The organism is Bhargavaea beijingensis, from assembly GCF_900101985.1.
GTDB classification, from domain to species: Bacteria; Bacillota; Bacilli; order Bacillales_A; family Planococcaceae; genus Bhargavaea; species Bhargavaea beijingensis.
Genome location: NZ_FNAR01000010.1, coordinates 68350 through 87477 on the forward strand (window position 1 = coordinate 68350; position 19128 = coordinate 87477).

The 19128-nt window shown below is 58.4% G+C and carries 19 protein-coding genes; 4 read left to right on the forward strand and 15 right to left on the reverse strand.

Going from position 1 to position 19128, the window contains the following annotated elements; translation table 11 throughout:
* Positions 1-38 precede the first annotated feature (38 nt).
* Together BLT01_RS09055 and BLT01_RS09060 are read right to left on the reverse strand one after the other, a co-directional pair.
* Complete coding sequence (locus BLT01_RS09055) at positions 39-749, reverse strand: cytochrome c biogenesis CcdA family protein (protein ID WP_092097357.1); 711 nt, start codon at positions 747-749, stop codon at positions 39-41.
* A gap of 318 nt (positions 750-1067) precedes the next feature.
* Positions 1068-1400 (reverse strand): YolD-like family protein, encoded by a 333-nt coding sequence (locus tag BLT01_RS09060; RefSeq protein WP_092097358.1) that lies wholly within the window; start codon positions 1398-1400, stop codon positions 1068-1070.
* A gap of 110 nt (positions 1401-1510) precedes the next feature.
* On the opposite strand from BLT01_RS09060, the gene BLT01_RS09065 reads away from it, so the two are divergent.
* Positions 1511-2935 (forward strand): vWA domain-containing protein, encoded by a 1425-nt coding sequence (locus BLT01_RS09065; RefSeq protein ID WP_092097359.1) that lies wholly within the window; start codon positions 1511-1513, stop codon positions 2933-2935.
* A 254-nt stretch (positions 2936-3189) separates the two neighbouring features.
* Here the strand turns inward: BLT01_RS09065 and BLT01_RS09070 are convergent, their stop codons facing one another.
* The 7 genes from BLT01_RS09070 to BLT01_RS09100 form a co-directional block, all read right to left on the reverse strand.
* Positions 3190-4443, reverse strand: a complete 1254-nt coding sequence (locus tag BLT01_RS09070; RefSeq protein WP_092097360.1) for a Y-family DNA polymerase — start codon at positions 4441-4443, stop codon at positions 3190-3192.
* A gap of 289 nt (positions 4444-4732) precedes the next feature.
* The gene (gene argH / locus BLT01_RS09075) at positions 4733-6124 is read right to left on the reverse strand and encodes an argininosuccinate lyase (RefSeq protein WP_092097361.1); all 1392 of its coding nucleotides are present in this window, start codon (positions 6122-6124) and stop codon (positions 4733-4735) included.
* Positions 6121-7347, reverse strand: coding sequence for an argininosuccinate synthase (locus BLT01_RS09080; protein ID WP_092097362.1), 1227 nt, complete (start codon positions 7345-7347; stop codon positions 6121-6123). Before BLT01_RS09080 ends, argH begins: the two co-directional genes overlap by 4 nt.
* A 140-nt stretch (positions 7348-7487) precedes the next feature.
* Entirely contained in the window at positions 7488-8048 is a 561-nt protein-coding gene (locus BLT01_RS09085) for a hypothetical protein (protein WP_092097363.1), read from the reverse strand.
* 4 nt (positions 8049-8052) lie between these two features.
* Entirely contained in the window at positions 8053-8592 is a 540-nt protein-coding gene (locus BLT01_RS09090) for a hypothetical protein (protein WP_092097364.1), read from the reverse strand.
* 139 nt (positions 8593-8731) lie between these two features.
* On the reverse strand, positions 8732-9487 hold the full coding sequence (locus BLT01_RS09095) for an SDR family NAD(P)-dependent oxidoreductase (RefSeq protein WP_092097365.1): 756 nt from the start codon (positions 9485-9487) through the stop codon (positions 8732-8734).
* Positions 9474-10421 (reverse strand): MBL fold metallo-hydrolase, encoded by a 948-nt coding sequence (locus BLT01_RS09100; RefSeq protein WP_092097366.1) that lies wholly within the window; start codon positions 10419-10421, stop codon positions 9474-9476. Before BLT01_RS09100 ends, BLT01_RS09095 begins: the two co-directional genes overlap by 14 nt.
* A gap of 391 nt (positions 10422-10812) precedes the next feature.
* Between BLT01_RS09100 and proC the strand changes: the two genes are divergently transcribed.
* Positions 10813-11622 carry a pyrroline-5-carboxylate reductase gene (proC, locus tag BLT01_RS09105; RefSeq protein WP_092097390.1) on the forward strand — a complete coding sequence of 270 codons (810 nt, stop codon included), beginning with the start codon at positions 10813-10815 and terminating at the stop codon, positions 11620-11622.
* Between the two features lie 46 nt (positions 11623-11668).
* Entirely contained in the window at positions 11669-12691 is a 1023-nt protein-coding gene (gene namA / locus BLT01_RS09110; RefSeq protein WP_092097367.1) for an NADPH dehydrogenase NamA, read from the forward strand.
* A gap of 209 nt (positions 12692-12900) precedes the next feature.
* Here namA and rnz read toward each other — a convergent pair whose 3' ends face one another.
* From rnz to mce, 5 genes are all read right to left on the reverse strand, one after another.
* Complete coding sequence (rnz, locus tag BLT01_RS09115) at positions 12901-13842, reverse strand: ribonuclease Z (protein WP_092097368.1); 942 nt, start codon at positions 13840-13842, stop codon at positions 12901-12903.
* 1 nt (position 13843) lies between these two features.
* Positions 13844-15055, reverse strand: coding sequence for a DNA polymerase IV (locus tag BLT01_RS09120; RefSeq protein ID WP_092097391.1), 1212 nt, complete (start codon positions 15053-15055; stop codon positions 13844-13846).
* Between the two features lie 131 nt (positions 15056-15186).
* On the reverse strand, positions 15187-16308 hold the full coding sequence (locus BLT01_RS09125) for a M20/M25/M40 family metallo-hydrolase (protein WP_092097369.1): 1122 nt from the start codon (positions 16306-16308) through the stop codon (positions 15187-15189).
* Between the two features lie 64 nt (positions 16309-16372).
* Complete coding sequence (locus tag BLT01_RS09130; protein ID WP_092097370.1) at positions 16373-17920, reverse strand: acyl-CoA carboxylase subunit beta; 1548 nt, start codon at positions 17918-17920, stop codon at positions 16373-16375.
* An 8-nt stretch (positions 17921-17928) separates the two neighbouring features.
* On the reverse strand, positions 17929-18339 hold the full coding sequence (mce, locus tag BLT01_RS09135; protein ID WP_092097371.1) for a methylmalonyl-CoA epimerase: 411 nt from the start codon (positions 18337-18339) through the stop codon (positions 17929-17931).
* A gap of 128 nt (positions 18340-18467) precedes the next feature.
* Here mce and prli42 point away from each other — a divergent pair, with 128 nt between their 5' ends.
* Positions 18468-18563, forward strand: a complete 96-nt coding sequence (gene prli42, locus BLT01_RS15215) for a stressosome-associated protein Prli42 (RefSeq protein ID WP_176765100.1) — start codon at positions 18468-18470, stop codon at positions 18561-18563.
* A 60-nt stretch (positions 18564-18623) separates the two neighbouring features.
* On the opposite strand, the gene BLT01_RS09140 is transcribed toward prli42, so the two are convergent.
* On the reverse strand, positions 18624-19064 hold the full coding sequence (locus tag BLT01_RS09140) for a BrxA/BrxB family bacilliredoxin (RefSeq protein WP_092097392.1): 441 nt from the start codon (positions 19062-19064) through the stop codon (positions 18624-18626).
* Positions 19065-19128: the final 64 nt, after the last annotated feature.

A 19128-nucleotide genomic window follows, 5' to 3' on the forward strand; every position in this document is an offset into this window, starting at 1 on the left:
CTTTCCTGCGGCAATGACGATGTCTTTATCATATCAGATCAGAAGCCCTGAAAGTCTCCGAAGATCGGGCTCAGCCAGCCGATGATCATTGTCATGCCGTCGAAGAACAGCAGGATTCCGACGAAGATCATGACCCATCCGCCGACTTTCATGATGATGTTGCTGTATTTGCGGATGACTGCCAGCTTCGTGATGAAGAAAGACAGGACGAAAAACGGAATGGCAAAGCCGAAAACGTAGGCGAGCATATACCATATGCCCGACCCCGGATTTTGTCCGGCGAGCGCGATGATGGCACCGATAATCGGGCCGCTGCACGGTGTCCATCCCGCGGCGAAGGCCAGGCCGATCACCGCGGAGCCGAAGTAGCCGGCCGGCCGGTTCTTGAACTGGATTCTCCGCTCTTTCATGAGGAAATCAGGTGTCAGAAGTCCGACGATCATCAGACCGAACGCAACGATGAAGATGGCGCCGATTTGCCTGAGAAGGTCATCATACTTGACGAAGAACGAACCGATAAACGACGTGCCGAACCCGAGGGCGATGAATATGGCCGAGAAGCCCAGCAGGAAAAACACCGTATGCAGGATTCCGCTTTTAGACATCTTGCCCCGATCCGATTTCAGATCATCCAGCGACATGCCGGTGATGTAGGAGATGAATGCAGGATATAGCGGCAGCGTGCACGGGGAGATGAAGCTGAGGAACCCCGCTCCGAATGCCAGTAGGATGTTGAGGTCTGTCGACACCACAATCCCCCTTTCTCTTGCTGTCCTTATACTATCAGAATCCGATCGCATTTTCGCCATTCCTGTCTGTGACAGTTTGTTGACCAAGTCCGGCGTGTGGCGGATATCGGCGAAGTGATCCGAAGATAGACAGGACACACCGGACTCCCGTGAAGAGGAAGGCAGGTGCCGCTCCCCTGATCTGATTTTCTTCGAGCCATCCGTTTTGCAGGCGGTGCGCGATGGCGATACATTCAAGGATTCCGCTCCTCCTTCAATGGCTGGGCAGGTATCCAGTGTGGCAAACGTTCTGAAAAACGAGTAGTGCCGGGATCCCAATTATCCGGCTGTTGAAATACCGGTGATATCCAAAGTCCGGATGACCGCCGGCTCCCCGTCCGCGCCGACCATCCGGATCGTCCCGGATGCCGGATCGAAATGATGGACCGCTCCCGTGCAGCATCTCTCCCCGCCCGGTGTCCGGCAAGAGACGGAAAGCGGCATCCCGTACTCGAGCGCTTCATGCAGCATCCGGTCCCATTCCTCCATCTGCTGGGGATCCGGCTCGAACGGCTCCCGCCTGCCCTCCTCTTCCTGCCATTCCCGGAGCAGTTTCAGGTGCTCCGGGAGCATCATCGCCGTCCATTTGATGTTCCCTCTGTCGCGGATCATCCGCATCACTCTCCTTGAAAAGATGTGTTCCTCCCTGCCTGTATGCCCGATGAAACCTTTTGCGCGCCGCTCCGTAGAGAAGTCTGAAGATCAGAATAGGAGGAACAACTGTGAAACCATTGTTCATCACTTTGTTGACCGCCGCCCTGCTGGCGGGATGCTCAGGAGGAACCACGGATTTACCTGAGCAGGTGCCGGATGAAGCGGCCTTGTCCGCCCCCGCTTCGGACAAGGCGGACAATAAGAAGGAAGCGGATCAGGGGGCATCCGTCTCCCCCGCCGTCTTGCAGGCGGAAACGGCGGATGAACTTGCCGCTTTGCCGCCAGGCGAGCTCACGGCTGATTTCACGATTGAAGGGGAAGCCTCCACATGGAACGGCCGGGAAGTGCCGGAAACCATCCGCTCCGCTTTTTTGGACAGCGTGAAGCCGGCCGCCGAAGCGGCGGGAGAGGATTCCGATGCCCTGTTCGGTGCAATTGCCGGCACCCTCGGCACCCCGTCCTATAGTGAACTTGTCGGCTGGCTGGCCGAGTACGAGCCCGACTTTGACGAGCCGCTCCTGCCGGAACCCCATGAAGTCGAATCAGAGAAAACGCGGCCGGCCTTTCCCGAAAAGGCTGTCATCCTCCTCGATGCCAGCTCCAGCATGCTGCTGGAGGCGGACGGGCAGCTGAAGATGGAAACCGCCAAGAGCGCAGTGAGGAGCTTCGGCCGGATAATCGGCCAGAAAAGCGACGTGGCTCTTTATGCATACGGCCATGCCGGTACGCAGAACGAAGCCGACAAGGCGCTTTCCTGCGGCACCATTGAAGACGTCTACCCATCCGGGAAGTATGACGCAGAAACGTTCAATACGGCCGTTGACGGCGTGCAGGCGGCCGGGTGGACACCGCTCGCCGGCGCCATCCGCCAGGCGCGCGAGGACCTCGCGCAGCATGAAGGCGACATCACGCTCTATGTCGTGAGCGACGGGGCGGAAACGTGCGGCGGCGACCCGGTCAAGGAAGCCGCGGCATTCGTCCAAGACCACCCCGGCCGCCACGTCGACATCATCGGCTTCCAGGTCGACGCAGAGGCGGAAAGCCAGTTGAAAGCCGTGGCGGATGCCGGGAACGGCAATTACCTGGGCGCAGACAGCCTGGAAGAGATGACAGGCGGCATGACGGAGTACTGGCTGCCGTCCGACCTCGACCTCTCCCTCCTCGTCTACCAGTCGCCGGACGGATGGGAAAGCTCGACGGCCCTTCACCACATCTCCGAACGCGCCACGCTTGCGAAGCGAGCGGCCACGAGCGAAAAGTACCGGTTCATGGGCGCCGCCGATCTGATGCTGGAAAAAGGCCTGATCGATGAAGCCATGCGTGATGCCCTGAATGACAGGAGCACTGCACGGGAAAAAGCCCACCTTCGCATCCTGGACGGACTCGAAGAGGAAAAGCGCAATGCGGTCAACTCGGAAGTCGAACGGATTGATGCAAAGATCGAGGATTACCGCACCCGGATGGAAGCGCTAAAAAAAGAACAGGGATCCTGAGCGGGAACCGGTCATGCTGCGGCATGGCCGGTTTTCGGCTTTCGGGAAAGGCCGGGCGGCTTGTATTCGCGGTCCGGTTTCGTCATTCGGGCTGTTGATCTCGTCATTGGGCCCCCCGGTTTCGTCATTCACGGGCGAATGGCGAAACCGGAGCTGCGAATGACGAAACCCTGTCAGCGAATGGCGAAACCGGGACCTCGAATGGCGAAACCGTCCTCCATCCGGTGGCACGCCATCCGGGATGCCGCTCCGCCTTACATCTTGTGCCCGCCGATCAGCTTCGCCCGGCCGACGGCGGTCCCGGCATCCGTATAGGAGACTGCACGCAGGATGGCGGCCGGGCCGTACTTCGACCGGATGGCGTCCATCGCGGCGCCCAGTTTCCGCTCCTCCCATTTCCGCGTCTCGAACAAGCTGAGCTGCATGGAATGTTCCTCTTCCAGATTGGAAAGCGAAAGGGCGAGCCGCCGGACCGGGCGTCCGTCGTGGAACTCATCAAGCAGCGCCATGCACACCCGGTAGATCGCCATCGTCGAATTGGTCGCCGTCTCAAGCGACCTCGAGCGGGAAAACCCTCCCCCGTACGCGTTTTCGCTGTAGCCGGCGGACAGGTGGATCGTGCGTCCCGCCCTGCCCGCCTCCCGCGCGCGCCGGGCCACGTCCTCGCACATCTCGAGAATGACGGCAAGGATATCCTCCCGCTTCACATAATCGCGGTAAAGCACCTGGCCCTTCCCATAGCTGACCTGCCCGGCGATGAGCGGAGCGCCGAGCTCCGACAGGTCGATGCCCCATGCATGATGGTACAGCTGGTTGCCCATGACGCCGAACTCCTTTTCCAGCAGCTTAAGGTCGGCATGGGCAAGATCGCCGACCGAGAAAATGCCGAGGCTGTTCAGCCGGCGCTCCATCCGGCGACCGATCCCCCACATGCCCGACAGCGGGGCGACCGGCCAAAGCTTGTCGGGAACATCCTGATACGTCCACCTGGCGAATCCGGTCTTTTTCGCGTCGAGGTCGAGGGCCACCTTCGCCAGCAGCATATTCGGCCCCATGCCGATGGCGGCCGGCATCTGGAACTGGGCAAGCAGCTGATCGCGGATCCGCCTCACGGTCTCCTCGGGCGGCCCCCACAGCCGCTCCGTCCCGCCGAGGTCGACGAACGCCTCATCGATGCTGTACACATGGATCGCCTCCTTCGGCACATATTCGCCGAGGAGGCGGGTGATCTCCATCGACACCCGGACGTAGAATCCCATTTTCGGTTCAATGAGCCGGATCGACGGATCGTCCGGGATCTCATACAGGCGGTGCCCCGTCCGCACGCCGAACTCCCGCTTGAGACGGGGCGATGCGGCAAGGACGACACTTCCCTTCCGGTCGCGGTCCCCGATGATGGCGATCGGCTCCCTTAAAACGTCCAGCCCCTCGTCCGCCGCCGCGCAGCTTGCATAAAAACTCCGCATATCCAGGCAGATGATTGTCCGGTCCGGCAGCCCTTCATACATGCGAGCATCCTCCTTTTTGATGATTTATCCCGTACGGAACAAATGTTCCCCTCCTTCAGTATAGCCAAACCGCCGGGAATCATTCAACGGCAATTTCGGGAAATGGAGGGGATGGGATGAAAGAAGGCAAGTGCCCTGAAAGTTGGCACGTGTGCTTTGAGATGTTGCAAAATTGCTTCACGGGTGTTTCGAAAAGGGGAAATTCGCAAAACAACGGAGCACCGCCACTTTCTGCCCTAACCTGAAAAAACCGGAACGCGCGATGGCGTTCCGGTCCGAATCATCATTTTTATTTTGTGATTGCCTGGCCAAGGAACTCTTTCGCCTTCCCGATCTGCACACGCACCTGATCGAATCCGGTGCCGCCATAGGAGTTCCTCCGGCGGACGGCCGCGACGGGCGCGAGAACATCGTAGATATCCTCCTCGATCAGCGCGCTTTCCTCCTGCATGTCGGAAAGGGACAGATCCTTCAGGACGCATCCTTTTTGGATACAGGTGAAGACGAGCTTCCCTGTCACTTCATGCGCTTCGCGGAACGGCATGCCTTTGGCGGCCAGGTAGTCCGCGAGCTCGGTGGCGTTGGAGAAGTCTTTGCTGACCTCCTGTTCCATGACGTCCGCGTTCACGGTCATCGTGCGGATCATGCCCGCGAAGATGCGGAGCGAACCGGTGACGGTCCTGACCGTGTCGAACATGCCTTCCTTGTCTTCCTGCATGTCCTTGTTGTAGGCGAGCGGAAGGCCTTTCAGCGTCGTGAGGAGGCCGACCAGGTTGCCGTACACGCGGCCGGTCTTGCCGCGGATCAGTTCCGCCATGTCCGGGTTCTTTTTCTGCGGCATGATGCTGGAGCCGGTCGAGAAGGCATCATCCAGCTCGATAAAGCCGAACTCCTGGCTGGACCAGAGGATGATCTCCTCGGCAAGGCGCGACAGATGCGCCATGAGCAGCGATGAGGCAGACAAAAACTCGACGATAAAGTCCCGGTCGCTCACCGCATCCATGCTGTTTTCATACACGCCGGAGAAGCCGAGCAGTTCCGCGGAATAATGGCGGTCGATCGGGAATGTCGTCCCGGCAAGCGCACCGGCGCCCAATGGTGACAGGTCGACCCGCTTCAGGGAGTCCGTGAAACGGCCCTTGTCGCGTTCGAGCATCCAGAAGTACGCCATCAGATGATGGGCGAACGATACCGGCTGCGCACGCTGGAGATGCGTGTAGCCCGGCGCCAGCGTCTCAACATGGGCTTCCGCCTGCTCGAGGATGGCCTTCTGGAAGTCTTCCGTAAGCGCGATGACTTCCATTGTGCGCTCCTTCAGGTAAAGGTGCATATCGGTCGCGACCTGGTCGTTCCGGCTTCGTCCGGTGTGGAGCTTGCCGCCGACCGGGCCGATGTCGTCCGTAAGCTTTTTCTCGAGATTCAGATGGATGTCCTCGAGCTCGACGGAATACTCCAGCTCGTCCGCCTCCGCCTGTTCTTTCAGTTTTTCGAGGCCGCCGAGGATCGTTTCTGTCTCTTCTTCCGTCAGGATGCCGCATTTGCCGAGCATCTTCACGTGTGCGGTGCTGCCTTCGAGATCCTCAAGGACGAGTTCCCGGTCGAAGCCGATCGACGCGCCGAACTCGTCGACCCATTCTTCGGCGCTTTTCTGGAAACGTCCGCCCCAGAGCTTTTCGGTCATGACTGCACCTTCTCCGGCTGCTTTTGGGATTCGGCAGTTTTGTTGACAGACGCGTGGACTTTTGTCGGCAGGCCCCACAGCTCGATGAATCCGACGGCGGATGCATGGTTGAACTCGTCTTCCTTCGTGTAGGTCGCGAGCTTTTCGTCGTAGAGCGAGTTATCGGACTTTCGGCCTTCGACAATCGCGTGGCCTTTGAATAGCTTGACGCGGACAGTGCCGTTGACGAACTGCTGGGTTTCTTTCAGGAATGCCTGGAGCGCCTTGGTGAGCGGCGAGAACCAGAGGCCTTCATAGATGAGTTCCGTCAGCTTTTTGCTGATGACCGGCTTGAAGTGCGCGAGTTCCTTGACGAGCGTGATGTCTTCCAGCTCTTTGTGCGCCGTCAGCAACGTCATCGCCGCCGGGCACTCGTACACTTCACGGGACTTGATGCCGACGAGGCGGTTCTCGACATGGTCGATGCGGCCGATGCCGTGCTTGCCCGCCAGCTCATTGAGCTCGAGAATCAATTCATGCAGTTCCTTTTTCTCGCCGTTCAGCGATACCGGCACCCCTTTGACGAATTCGAGTTCGATGACGTCCGCTGTGTCCGGTGCATCTTCGATGGAAGCCGTCAGGTCATAGGCATCTTCCGGAGGCGCGATCCACGGGTTTTCGAGGATGCCGCATTCATTCGCACGGCCCCACAAATTCTGGTCGATCGAATACGGGCTGTCAAGGTTGATCGGGATCGGGATGTTGCGCTCTTTTGCGTATTCGATCTCTTCCTCGCGGGACCAGCTCCACTCGCGCACCGGCGCGATCACTTCAAGGGACGGATCCAGCGCATTGATCGACACTTCGAAGCGGACCTGGTCGTTCCCTTTGCCCGTGCAGCCGTGTGCCACGGCTGTCGCGCCGGTTTCGTGCGCGATCTCGACGAGCTTTTTCGAGATGAGCGGGCGCGACAGCGCGGAGACGAGCGGGTATTTGTTTTCATACATTGTATGCCCCTGGAGCGAAGTGAGGACGAATTCCTCGGCGAACTCTTTTTTCGCGTCGATCATGTAGCTTTCGGACGCACCGACCTCTAGCGCTTTGTTTTTGACGAAGTCCAGGTCTTTTCCTTCACCGACATCGAGGCAGACCGCAACGACGTTATACCCTTTTTCCTTGAGCCAAGCAATGGCAACCGATGTATCCAGACCGCCCGAGTAGGCGAGAACGACTTTTTTACCCATAGTGAATCCCTCCGTGTATGTTTATTCATAATATACATGTTTTATTCATGAGAGAATCATAACATGGAATAATAATCGGCGCAAGCAAATGTTTATACATTTTAGGAAAAATAGAAAAAGCGGCACAATGGCCGCTTGGATCATTTGTTTTTCGGTTCTTTTGTGTAGTCATGATTCTCGACATCCAGTTCGACCGCATAGGTTTCACTGGCGGAAACGATCGTGTAGTCAAACAGGATTTTGTCTTCACCGAGTTCCGGCTGGCCGAGGATGATAAATTCATCCCCCTCTTTTTCCAAAAACGCCTGGAACGCCTTTGTCTGCCGGACCGGCAGCTCATCGTCCGGCACGACGAATACCGAGGCATGGCCCTGGGCCGGGAACGACTTGGCCGTCATGCCGGAATGATAGACATCGGCGCGCATGCCCTTTTCCAGGTCCCCCATTTCCAGTTCCCGCTCCTTGCCGTCACCGATGCTGACGAAGTGGGACTCTTCGTCAATCGTATAGTATGTATCGTTCACGAGTACCCGGCCGCCGTCGATGTCCGTGATGAAGCCTTCCGTGTGTTCCAAGTTTTCCACCGGAACGGAAAGGGCATCCCCGGGTTCGTTCCCTGCCCCCTGCTCCCCGTTTCCGCCGCCGGTGCCGCAGGCGGCGAGGAAAAACGTCGCGGCTGCGCAAATCGATAACTTCTTCATTCCATCACTCCTCAATCGGTTCTTTCGAATACTCATGTGTATCAGTGTCCAGCACCACCCGGTATCCCCGGTTGGAGACGGCTGTGTAATCAAATCGGATCTTCTTTTGTCCGAATTCCGCTTGATTGATCAGCAGGGGCTTTTCTTCCTCCGCATCCAGAAAGGCCCGGAACGCTTCCGCTTGCTGTGCCGCTTCCTGGTCTTTGTGCACCACAAACACATCCGCATAGGCCCTGGCAGGCAGAGAAAGCGCCACACTGCCGGAATGGCAGGCCGTCACCCTCATGCCTTCTTCCAGGCCGTCAGGGGGCAATTCCTTTTCAGAGCCGTTTCCCAGGCTGACAAGGTGGGTGTTTTCATCCAGCGAATAAAATACATCATTGACCAGCACCCCGCCGTCTTCCGTCTCCAGAATGAACCCTTCGGTTTTCTCCATCTCTTCCACAGGCACGGACAGCCGGTCCGCATCCGGCGAGGCAGTTCCACCGGTCCCGCAGGCCCCGAGGAACATGGCACTTGCCGCACAGATGATCCATTTCCGCATCTGATCCCTCCTTCCCTTCAGTAGACGGGCGGAAAGCCTATATGTTACAAGGCTTCCCGGCAAGGCCCGACAGTCTCTTCCACATTTCCGGAAATGCCAAACACGCCCCGGATTCCCGGGACGTGTTTGGGTCCTTCCGCTATTCCTTTTTCTCGAAAAAGCTCCGCCCGAGCCGCTCGGTGAGACCCGGCGCGACGGCGTGCAACCGTGAGGCGGCCGCCATATACCACGGCAGGTCGACTTCCCGCACAGGGCGTCCGATCACTCCGATGGCGGTCTCCGCGACTTTTTCGGGCGGTGTCAGGTAGCCGGCCATCGACTCCCGGTAGCCTGAAACCGGAGAGGCGATATCGAGGAACGGGGTGTCGACCGGCCCGGGATTAATCGACGTGACGCTAATGACGTACGGCGCCATCTCGAGGCGGAGGGCGTCTGCGTACCCGAGAAGGGCCGCTTTGGATGCGGCATAGGCTGAGGCTTTTTTCGTCGGGATCTTCCCTGCCGCGGAGGCGATGAAAATAATCTGGCCGCTGCCCCGCTCCATCATCCCCGGCAGGATCCGCCGGAGCAGTTTCATCGGGGATGCCGCATTCACGTCCATCATCCGGTCGATAAGTTCATCGGGCAGTTCGTGTGCGTGGAGAAATGTCCCGACACCGGAAGCCGAGATGAATACATCCGGTGCGCCTGCTGCGGAGGCGACGCGGTCCAGTCCTTCGCCGGTCGTCAAGTCCGCTCTGATCACTCCTGCACCCTCCGCATGAATTTCCTCCAGAATCCTGCTGTTTCTGCCTGCCGCCAGCACAAGATGCCCTTCACGCAGCAGTGCCGAGACGACGGCACGGCCGATCCCCCCGGTGGCTCCGGTGACGAGCACTCGTTTACGCTTTCCCATAGTAGAACACCCCGTCGTCTCCAAGGGTCTCGGTTGCGAGCCCTTTGGAGACGAGCCAATCGGTCTGGCCGATCGTTTCGGATAAGGTCAGGCCAAGCTCTTTACGGTACATGGAAGGAAACAGTTGCCGGGTCAGTTGGAAGATGGTCCTCGGCCCCTCTTCCAGCATGCCGAGCACTTTCATCGCCCGTTCTTCCTGCTGGGCGAGCCGGTGATGAATGAGCGGAGCGATGTCCCGGACTGCTTCTCCGTGGCCGGGATAGACCGTGTCCACAGGGAGTTCCGCAATCCTGCGGAGGGAGCGATTGTATTCAAGGAGAGACTTCGGCCGTGCCGCTCCGGGGTCGAGTGGAGGTTCAATCAGCGGATTGGAAGAGATTTTTGCAAGAAGCAGATCTCCCCCGATGACCGTCTCCGACCGTTCATCGAAAAAGGCGAGGTGACTCCGCGCGTGGCCTGGTGTTTCAAGTACAGTCCATCCAGGATGTCCCGGGAGCGGATATCCTTCCTCAAGGAAACTGTCGAGCGGCCGGCTGCCCATGAAATCAACAGGACGCTTCATTTTCCCCACCCACTTCAGATATTCTTCCGGAACCCCTTCTTCGGTCAGCCGGTCCATGTAAAATTGGTCATGATACCGGAAAAATTCCTCATCGCGCCGAAGCCACGGGTCATTGTATAGATGGCCGAGTAGCCGCGCGTTCCCGAAACGGTCGACCAGCCCTGCATGGTCGGGATGGTGATGGGTGAGCACCACCTGTTCCACCTCTTCAGGTCGTACGCCCGCTTCCTTCAAACCGGCAAGCATCGCTTCCCAGGATGCATCCGTATTCGTGCCGGCATCAAAGAGTGTCAGCGCGTCTCCTTTCAATAAGTAGGCATTGACATCGCCGACCGCAAACGGCGTCGGCATCGTGATCTTATGGATAGTCATCGGATCCCCTCCGGAAAATGAATGGTGATTCATCCATTTTACACAAGCACCCGCCCGCCGTCACCTGTTGACTTTGGCAGGAAAGAATGCGTATAATCGCAATAATCAAATGAACGGACGCTCCGACGAAGACCAGTACGGGCGGTGATGGCGCACAGAAAATGCGGTCACCGGCTGAGAGCCGCATCCCCTCTCCCGCCCCGAACCTGCTTCCGAGCCGCCATGGAAACATGGACGTATCCCGCTGCGTTAAAGGGGGAAGAGCTGCGCCGGCCAGTCCGGCGAACAAAGGTGGTACCGCGGAAACCGATGCGTTTTCGTCCTTTTCATGATGCACATCATGGATGGACGAAAACGCATTTTTTATTTTTTGCCGGAGGAGAGGATCGGAATGAGAAACGTACTATTTATCGGCGCCGGTTCGATGGCGGAGGCGATCATTGCGGGGATTACGTCAAGCGGCGCGATGGAGCCGGCCTCGGTTTACGTCATGAACAAATCGGACCGGGCGCGCCTGGATGAACTCAGGGACAACTACGGCATTACGCCGGTCAAAAGCGGCGATCCGGAAATCAGCCAGGCGGAATTGGCCGTTTTCGCGACCAAGCCGAAAGACGCCCGCCAGGCGATGGCGCAGGTCGCAAAACAGCTTGATCCATCGGCGGCCGTCCTTTCCGTCATGGCCGGCATCCCGATCAGCCTGTTCGAAGAAACGCTCGGCAGACGCCCGGTCGCCCGGTCCATGCCGAATACCTCCGCCACAATCGGCCTTGCCGCCACGGGTGTCGCGATGAATGACGCAGTCCGCGACAACGTGCGTGAAACCATTCTGTCGCTTTTGGGCTCGGTCGGCCTTGTGAAAGAAGTCGAGGAAGATGAGCTGCATCTCATCACGGCTCTGGCGGGAAGCGGCCCGGCCTACGTCTATTATTTCGCAGAGGCCCTGGAGGAAGCGGCGATCACATCGGGACTTTGCGGAACGGATGCGCGCGACCTGATCATCCAGGTGCTCGAGGGTGCGGCCGCGATGCTGAAGCGGCGCACGTCCGAGCCTTCGGAACTCAGAAAGCATGTAACGAGCCCGGGCGGCACGACGGCAGCGGGAATCCGGGCACTTGATGATGCCGGATTCCATAGAGCGGTCGCATCCTGCATCCGGGCGGCGGAAAACCGCTCCCGTGAGCTTGCGACCGGACAGTGACCGGCCCGATTGATAGAATGGTAAAGAATTCTATCGGAAAAGGGTGATGGTTTTGGTAAAGCTGTTCGAACCGATTGAAATCAGGGGCGTGACCCTCCGCAACCGGATTGTCATGTCGCCGATGTGCATGTATTCCTGCCCGGAACAGGACGGAAAAGTCCAGGATTGGCATCTTGTCCACTATCCGTCTCGCGCCGTCGGAGGGGCCGGGCTCCTCATCGTCGAGGCGACCGCGGTACAGCCCGCGGGCCGGATTTCAAATGAGGACCTCGGCATCTGGGAGGACGGTCATGTGGAAGGGCTGAGGCACCTCACCCGCCTGATCAAGCAGCACGGAGCCGCTGCAGGCATCCAGCTGGCGCATGCGGGAAGGAAATCGGAGACGGACGGGGACATTTTCGCCCCTTCCGCCATCGCCTTCAACGACCGATACAAAACCCCGAAGGAAATGACCGAAGATGACATCCTAACAACCGTCTCGGCTTTCCGCGATGCGGCGATGCGGGCCAAGGAAGCGGGCTTTGATGTAATCGAACTGCACGGGGCGCACGGCTACCTGCTGAACGAGTTCCTTTCCCCGCTGTCGAACAGGCGGACAGACCGTTACGGCGGCACCGCGGAAAACCGCTACCGCATCGTGAGGGAAACCATCGACGCGGTCCGCGGCGTATGGGACGGTCCCCTATTCGTCCGGGTTTCTGCGAGCGACTATACCGACGGCGGCATGGCGCCGCAAGATTATGTGCAGATGGCCGAATGGATGAAGGAACAGGGCGTCGACCTGATTGATGTCAGCTCGGGCGCCGTCGTCCCGGCCAGGATCAGCCCCTACCCCGGCTACCAGGTCCCGTTCTCCGAGACCATCCGGAGCGGCGCAGGCATCATGACAGGCGCGGTCGGGCTGATCGGGGAGCCGGCGCATGCGGAAGAAATCGTGCAAAACGGGCGCGCAGACCTTGTCTTCCTCGGACGCGAACTCCTCCGTGACCCATACTGGCCAAGGCGCGCCGCCAAAGAACTCGGCGCGGACATCCAGCCGCCGGTCCAATATGGACGCGGGTGGAACTGAAGATGATTGAAAAAACGTGATCCCTCAGCGGGGATCACGTTTTTTGGTTTTATGGGAAAAGAACGGGCTGGTTTTCGCGCAATTTACCGCAGATATATCTGTTTCTTTGCAGAGGCGATATCGTTTGCTTTCGACCCGATATCGAGCAGTTCCGTATATATATCGCGCACTTCATAAAAAATATCGATCATTACGCGGAACCACAGAAATTAATTAATCCTTCTCAGCACTCCATTTTTCCATTCATATTCCGCAAAGTCTTCCGCGATTTCAACAGGAGAGAAAACCTCTGCCGCTTCGGCCGCCAGGTGCTCCGCGTCCTCCGGGAGGAAGCGCGCGCTGATATGATTGGCGACCAGGGAGCGGGCTCCCGCGAGGTGGGCGGTCTTTGCCGCGTCCACAATTGTGGAGTGCCCGTATGGCCCGGCAAGATGGGCCGACTCCCTGTCGAACGTCGCTTCGTGGACGACGACATCCGCATCCTGCGCCAGTTCGACGGCATTGGCCGTGAACCGGGTATCGCCAAGGATCGCCACCGTGAATCCGGGCTGCGGCGGGCCGGTGACATCCCCGCTTTTGACTAGTGTCCCATCCCCTAGGGTGACGTCCCTGCCTTCTTTCAGCTTACGGAGAAGCGGACCCTTCGGCACACCGGCCCGGCTGACCCGGTCCATAAGGAGTTTTCCGGGCAGCGGTTTCTGCTCGACCCGGTAGCCGAAGCACGGCACCACGTGATCAAGAGACAACGCCCGGACGATAAATGACTCGTCCTCAAAAACGGTCCCTTCCTCGACTTCATGGACGACCAGCTCATAGTTGAGATGGGTCCGGCTGATCCGGAGGGTGACGTCGATCCATTCCCGGAGTCCTTTGGGCCCGTATAGATCAAGGCGTCCGGATCCTCCCAGGAATCCCCTTGAACCGAGCATCCCCGGGAGGCCGAAAATATGGTCCCCGTGGAGGTGCGTGATAAAGACTTTCTCGAGCTTCCGCGGTTTTAGTGTGGTGTGGAGCATCCGGTGCTGGGTGGCCTCCCCGCAGTCGAACAGCCAGAAGCTGCCCCGTTCCTCGAGGAGCTTCAGTGCGAGGGAGCTCGTGTTCCGCTGCTTGGACGGCATGCCCGCACCCGTCCCCAAAAATTGAATGTGCATGTCAACCCTGCCTTCCGCCGGATTTCGGTCCGGAGATGCCCCTTGTGACGGCGCCTTTTCCGAACTTCGATTCCAGCTCGCCGATCATTTTCAGGACCGGCTCCTGTTTTGCGTGTTTTTCATAGTTGAAGATCGACAGCTGTTCGGTCGTCTCGGAGCGGTCGATGACCCGGCCGACGGTGATCCCCAGAAGACGCACCGGCTGCCCGCCGTAATGCCGGTCAAAAAGCAGTTCCGCTTCTCTGAAGATGGCATCGGCCGTATAAACGGCATTGGTGAGCGTCCTGCTTCTCGAGTGGTTCACCCAATCCGCATCCCGGATCTGGATGGTCACGAGGTCGCCAGCGAGCTCCCTGCGGTCAAGGCGGAAAGCCACTTTTTCAGCCAGCTTCCGGAGCGTTTTCTTGAGCTCGAGCGGATCCGTCTCGTCGACGGGCAGCGTCACGGAACCGCCGACGCTTTTGCGCTCGTGGACGGACTCCGGGTCGACCGGCCGTGAATCGATTCCGTTCGCCCTCCGCCTCAGGTGGATGCCCCGCTTTCCGAGATGCTCTTTCAGAAAACCTTCTTCCGCGGCCGCAAGATCACCGATCGTTTCGATCTTCAGTGACCGCAGCTTGTCTTCCGTGCTTTTGCCGATGCCGTGCATCTCGATGACCGGGAGCGGCCAGAGGATGGCCGGCACATCCCGTTTTCTCAGAATCGTGATGCCCATCGGCTTTTTCATGTCGGATGCCGTCTTGGCCAGAAACTTGTTCGGGGCAATCCCGATCGAGCACGGCAGATCCAGTTCCGTCAGGATCCTCCGCTGCATCTCTTCCGCCAGCTCGACGGCCGTCCCCGGCCATTCCACATCCGATACGTCCAGATAGCCCTCGTCGATCGACACCGGCTCGATCAGTCCGGTGTAAGTCCGGAGCAGGCTGAACATCGCATCCGATGCGTCCCGGTAACGGTTATGGTCTGGCGGGACCACAATCAGGTCCGGGCACTTCCGGCGGGCCTCCCAGACCGGCATAGTCGTGTAGACCCCGTGTGCCCTCGCTTCATACGAGCAGGTGACGACGATTCCCTTGCGCTCCTTCGGATTTCCGGCAACCGCCACCGGCTTCCCCTTCAGGGAAGGATCGTGGGCCTGCTCGACGGATGCGAAAAAGCTGTTCATATCGATATGGAAAATGATCCTGCCTTTTTTAGGCCTGCTTTCAATCATGTTCATCGCTCCGGTGTAAAATGCTCTCTTCATTATATCAACGGAGGGGCGAAAAAGAAAAAGACGGGCGCGGGGCCCGTCTTTCTGTTCCGGGATTGAATGCATGGAACCCCGATTCTGTAACGGCCTGCTTACTGCTTCGAGGCCGTTTTCACGATTTCAACGAGCAGGTCCGCCAGCTTTTCCAGTTCTTCGACCGGCATCCGTTCGCTCGTCGTATGGATTTCCTCGTATCCGACGGAAAGTGTGACGGTCGGGACACCGAAGCCGTTGAAGATGTTGCCGTCGCTGCCTCCGCCGCTTGTCATGAGCTCCGGCTCGCGGCCGATGCGCCGGATTGCGTCCATCGCCGTTTTCACGACCTGGTCTTCCTCGCCGAGCGAGAAGCCCGGATACATCAGCTGGACGTCCGTCTCGGCGGAGCCCCCCATGAGGCTTGCCTGGCGTTCGAATGTGCGGACCATATGGGCGGTCTGTTCGTCGAGTTTGTCTTTGTTGAGGGAGCGCGCTTCCGATAGGATCTGCACTTCGTCGCAGACGATGTTTGTGGCTTGGCCGCCTTCGAACCGGCCAATGTTGGCGGTCGTCTCTGAGTCGATCCGGCCGAGCGACATGTTGGCGATCGCTTTGGCTGCAATCGTGATTGCGGATACGCCTTTTTCCGGAGCCACGCCGGCGTGTGCGGTCTTGCCGCGGATGACCGTTTTCAGTTTTGCCTGGAACGGGGCGGCCGTCACGATTCCGCCGACTTTGCCATCGGAATCGACCGCGAAGCCATAATCCGCCCGGATGGCTTTCGGATCCATCTCTTTTGCGCCGCGCAGGCCGCTTTCTTCTCCCGCCGTGATGATGAACTGGATGTCGCCGTGAGGGATGCCTTCCTCATTGATGCGGCGCATCATCTCGAACAGCGCGGCAATGCCCGCTTTGTCATCTGCGCCGAGGATGGTCGTTCCGTCCGAATAGATATAGCCGTCTTCCTTCAATTGCGGCTTGATTCCCTTGCCGGGGACGACCGTGTCCATGTGGCACGTAAAGTAGATGGCGTCGGCACCTTCCGCGTTGCCCTTTTTCGTCGCAATCAGGTTGCCCGCCCCGTGTCCGGAACGTGCCGCCGAGTCGTCTTCCGTCACACCGAAGCCGAGTGCTTCCATTTTCTCCTTCAGGATGCCGACAATCTCCCCTTCATGCTTCGTTTCAGAATCAATCTGTACCAGTTCCATGAATTCGTCCATCAGCCGTTTATTTTCCATTCAGCATGCCTCCTGTCAACTCCGAAAGCGCACCGCAAAAAAACCGGTGCGCTTCCTGTATTCATTATAACGGAATATTCCCGTGTTTCTTCTTCGGACGTTCTTCTTTCTTATTGCGCATCATTTCAAGCGCCTGGATCAGCTTGATGCGGGTCTCGCGCGGGTCGATGACATCGTCGACCATGCCGTGGCTTGCCGCGACGTACGGGTTGGCGAATTTCTCTTTGTATTCCTCGATTTTCGCGGCGCGTGTGGCTTCCGGGTCGTCACTGTTGGCAATCTCCCTGGCGAAGATGATGTTTGCGGCGCCCTGGGGACCCATGACGGCGATCTCGGCATTCGGCCAGGCGTACACGATGTCGGCACCGATGGATTTAGAGTTGAGTGCGACATAAGCGCCGCCATATGCTTTCCGCAGGATGACGGTCATTTTCGGGACCGTCGCCTCGGAGTAGGCATACAGGATTTTCGCGCCGTGGCGGATGATGCCCCCGTGCTCCTGCTTGATGCCCGGGAAAAATCCGGTCACGTCCTCGAACGTGATGATCGGGATGTTGAATGAGTCGCAGAAACGGATAAAGCGCGCCGCTTTGTCGGACGAGTCGATGTCGAGGCCGCCTGCCATGACTTTCGGCTGGTTGCAAACGAGGCCGACCGTCTCCCCCTTGATGCGGGCAAGCCCGACCACGATGTTCCGGGCAAATTCCGGCTGGACTTCCATGAACGAATCCGCATCGACGACCTGGTCGATCACTTTTCGGACGTCATACGGGCGGATCGTCTCAAACGGGACGATGTCCACGAGCTCCGGACGGTCGTCGTTTGCCGCATCGGCCTCAAGCCGCGGCGGCATTTCTTCGTTGTTCTGCGGCAGATAGGAAAGGAGCCTGCGGACATCCGCAAGAACTTCCTCTTCGCTGGCCGCGCGGAAATGGGCGTTCCCGCTGATGGCGTTATGTACTTTGGAACCGCCGAGATCCTCGGAGGAAATCTTCTCGCCCGTGACCGTCTCGATGACTTTCGGTCCTGTGATGAACATCTGGCTCGTGTTGTCGGTCATGAAGACGAAATCGGTGATTGCCGGCGAATAAACGGCGCCGCCCGCGCAAGGCCCGAGAATGACGGAAATCTGCGGAATCACGCCGGAGTATACGGCGTTCCGGTAGAAAATCTCCCCATAGCCGTCCAGCGAAACGACACCTTCCTGGATCCGCGCGCCTCCCGAGTCGTTCAGCCCGATAAACGGCGCGCCGTTTTTCGCGGCGAGGTCCATCACATTCGCGATCTTCATCGCGTGCATCTCACCGAGCGCGCCCCCGAAGACCGTGAAGTCCTGCGAGAACAGGTAGACAGGGCGGCCGTTCACTTTTCCGTATCCGGTCACGACGCCGTCACCCGGTCCCTTCATCTTGTCCATCCCGAAGTCCCGGGTCCGGTGGGTGACAAACGGATTCAGTTCGACGAATGTCCCTTTGTCGAGCAGCAGGTCGATCCGCTCGCGTGCGGTCAGTTTCCCCTTTTCATGCTGGCGGTCGATCTTGTCGTCCCCTCCGCCGAGCTCGATCTCTCGTTTTCTGTCATATAGTTCGTTGATTTTTTCATAGATATCCATGACGATATTCACTCCTGATTTCCGGATTTGTCGCACAGTTCATAGAGAACGCCGTATGAGGATTTCGGGTGCATAAAGGCTACCTGCGCGCCGCCGGCACCGGGCACCGGACCGTCGGACAGGAGCCGGACACCGTTCTCGCGCAGGTCGTCCATCCTTTCCTGGATGCCGGTCACGCCGAATGCGATGTGATGGACGCCCTCCCCCCGCTTTTCGATGAACTTGGCGACGGCGCCCGTTTCCGATGCCGGTTCCAGAAGCTCCAGCTTCACATTCCCCGCATCCAGGAATGCGACCCTGATGCCCTGTGTCGGAACGTCCTCGATTCCCATGAGCCGAATGCCGAGTGTGTCCGTGTAGTATGGAAGGACGGCATCGAGGTTTTTAACCGCGATGCCGATGTGGTCGACCTTCTCCATTTCCCTTGCCCCCTTTTCATGTATCCGATTACAATTGTACCGTTTCAGGGCGCAAAACTCTATATATTGCGCAAACGACGAGATTTCATTAAAATGGACCCATCAGAAGTGAAGGAGCCAGAATAAAATTGAGCAATAAAAAATTTCAGAAAATCGCGATCTATACCATGGTCGCACTTATGCTTCTGTCGACCATTGCCATGGGACTGAGCCTGTTCATCTGACCCGGAACAAACATAAAAAATCGCAGCGCCCGTCAAACGGCTGCTGCGATTTTTTATGGATCAGACTTCTTCGCAAAACTCCTCGAACAGGCCCTGGAGGTTGACGACGACCGACATCGGGTCATGGCCTTCAATTTCATGGCGCGGCACTTCGCCGACCACTTTCCCATCCTTCACGAGGATGAAGGACGGGGAAGACGGAAGGTGGTCATCGCCGAAATGCATGCGGGCCTGTGCGGTCGCTTCCTTGTCCTGGCCCGCAAACACTGTCACCAGTTGATCCGGACGCTTGTCATAGTGGACCGCATGCATCGCTGCAGGACGCGCAATACCGCCCGCGCATCCGCAGACCGAATTGACCATGAAGAGGGTGGTCCCTTCACGCTTCATTGCCGCATCCACTTCTTCCGGCGTTTTCAGCTGCTCGTAGCCGGAAGCTTCCATTTCACTCCGCGCCTGGCGGATCATATCTTGCATAAACAGGTTCATATCCATGTTCATGACTGCATCCCCTTTCGGTTTATCCAAGAAAATCATAACAGGTCGGGGGCTTTCCTGCAAAACC

Excerpts from the sequence above, each read along its gene's own strand:
- BLT01_RS09060 (WP_092097358.1), bottom strand. The coding sequence starts at position 1,400 with ATGATCCGCGACAGAGGGAACATCAAATGGACGGCGATGATGCTCCCG.
- BLT01_RS09070 (WP_092097360.1), bottom strand. The coding sequence starts at position 4,443 with ATGTATGAAGGGCTGCCGGACCGGACAATCATCTGCCTGGATATGCGG.
- argH (WP_092097361.1), bottom strand. The coding sequence starts at position 6,124 with ATGACCGAAAAGCTCTGGGGCGGACGTTTCCAGAAAAGCGCCGAAGAA.
- BLT01_RS09080 (WP_092097362.1), bottom strand. The coding sequence starts at position 7,347 with ATGGGTAAAAAAGTCGTTCTCGCCTACTCGGGCGGTCTGGATACATCG.
- BLT01_RS09085 (WP_092097363.1), bottom strand. The coding sequence starts at position 8,048 with ATGAAGAAGTTATCGATTTGCGCAGCCGCGACGTTTTTCCTCGCCGCC.
- BLT01_RS09090 (WP_092097364.1), bottom strand. The coding sequence starts at position 8,592 with ATGCGGAAATGGATCATCTGTGCGGCAAGTGCCATGTTCCTCGGGGCC.
- BLT01_RS09095 (WP_092097365.1), bottom strand. The coding sequence starts at position 9,487 with ATGGGAAAGCGTAAACGAGTGCTCGTCACCGGAGCCACCGGGGGGATC.
- BLT01_RS09100 (WP_092097366.1), bottom strand. The coding sequence starts at position 10,421 with ATGACTATCCATAAGATCACGATGCCGACGCCGTTTGCGGTCGGCGAT.
- proC (WP_092097390.1), top strand. The coding sequence starts at position 10,813 with ATGAGAAACGTACTATTTATCGGCGCCGGTTCGATGGCGGAGGCGATC.
- namA (WP_092097367.1), top strand. The coding sequence starts at position 11,669 with ATGGTTTTGGTAAAGCTGTTCGAACCGATTGAAATCAGGGGCGTGACC.
- rnz (WP_092097368.1), bottom strand. The coding sequence starts at position 13,842 with ATGCACATTCAATTTTTGGGGACGGGTGCGGGCATGCCGTCCAAGCAG.
- BLT01_RS09120 (WP_092097391.1), bottom strand. The coding sequence starts at position 15,055 with ATGATTGAAAGCAGGCCTAAAAAAGGCAGGATCATTTTCCATATCGAT.
- BLT01_RS09125 (WP_092097369.1), bottom strand. The coding sequence starts at position 16,308 with ATGGAAAATAAACGGCTGATGGACGAATTCATGGAACTGGTACAGATT.
- BLT01_RS09130 (WP_092097370.1), bottom strand. The coding sequence starts at position 17,920 with ATGGATATCTATGAAAAAATCAACGAACTATATGACAGAAAACGAGAG.
- mce (WP_092097371.1), bottom strand. The coding sequence starts at position 18,339 with ATGGAGAAGGTCGACCACATCGGCATCGCGGTTAAAAACCTCGATGCC.
- BLT01_RS09140 (WP_092097392.1), bottom strand. The coding sequence starts at position 19,064 with ATGAACATGGATATGAACCTGTTTATGCAAGATATGATCCGCCAGGCG.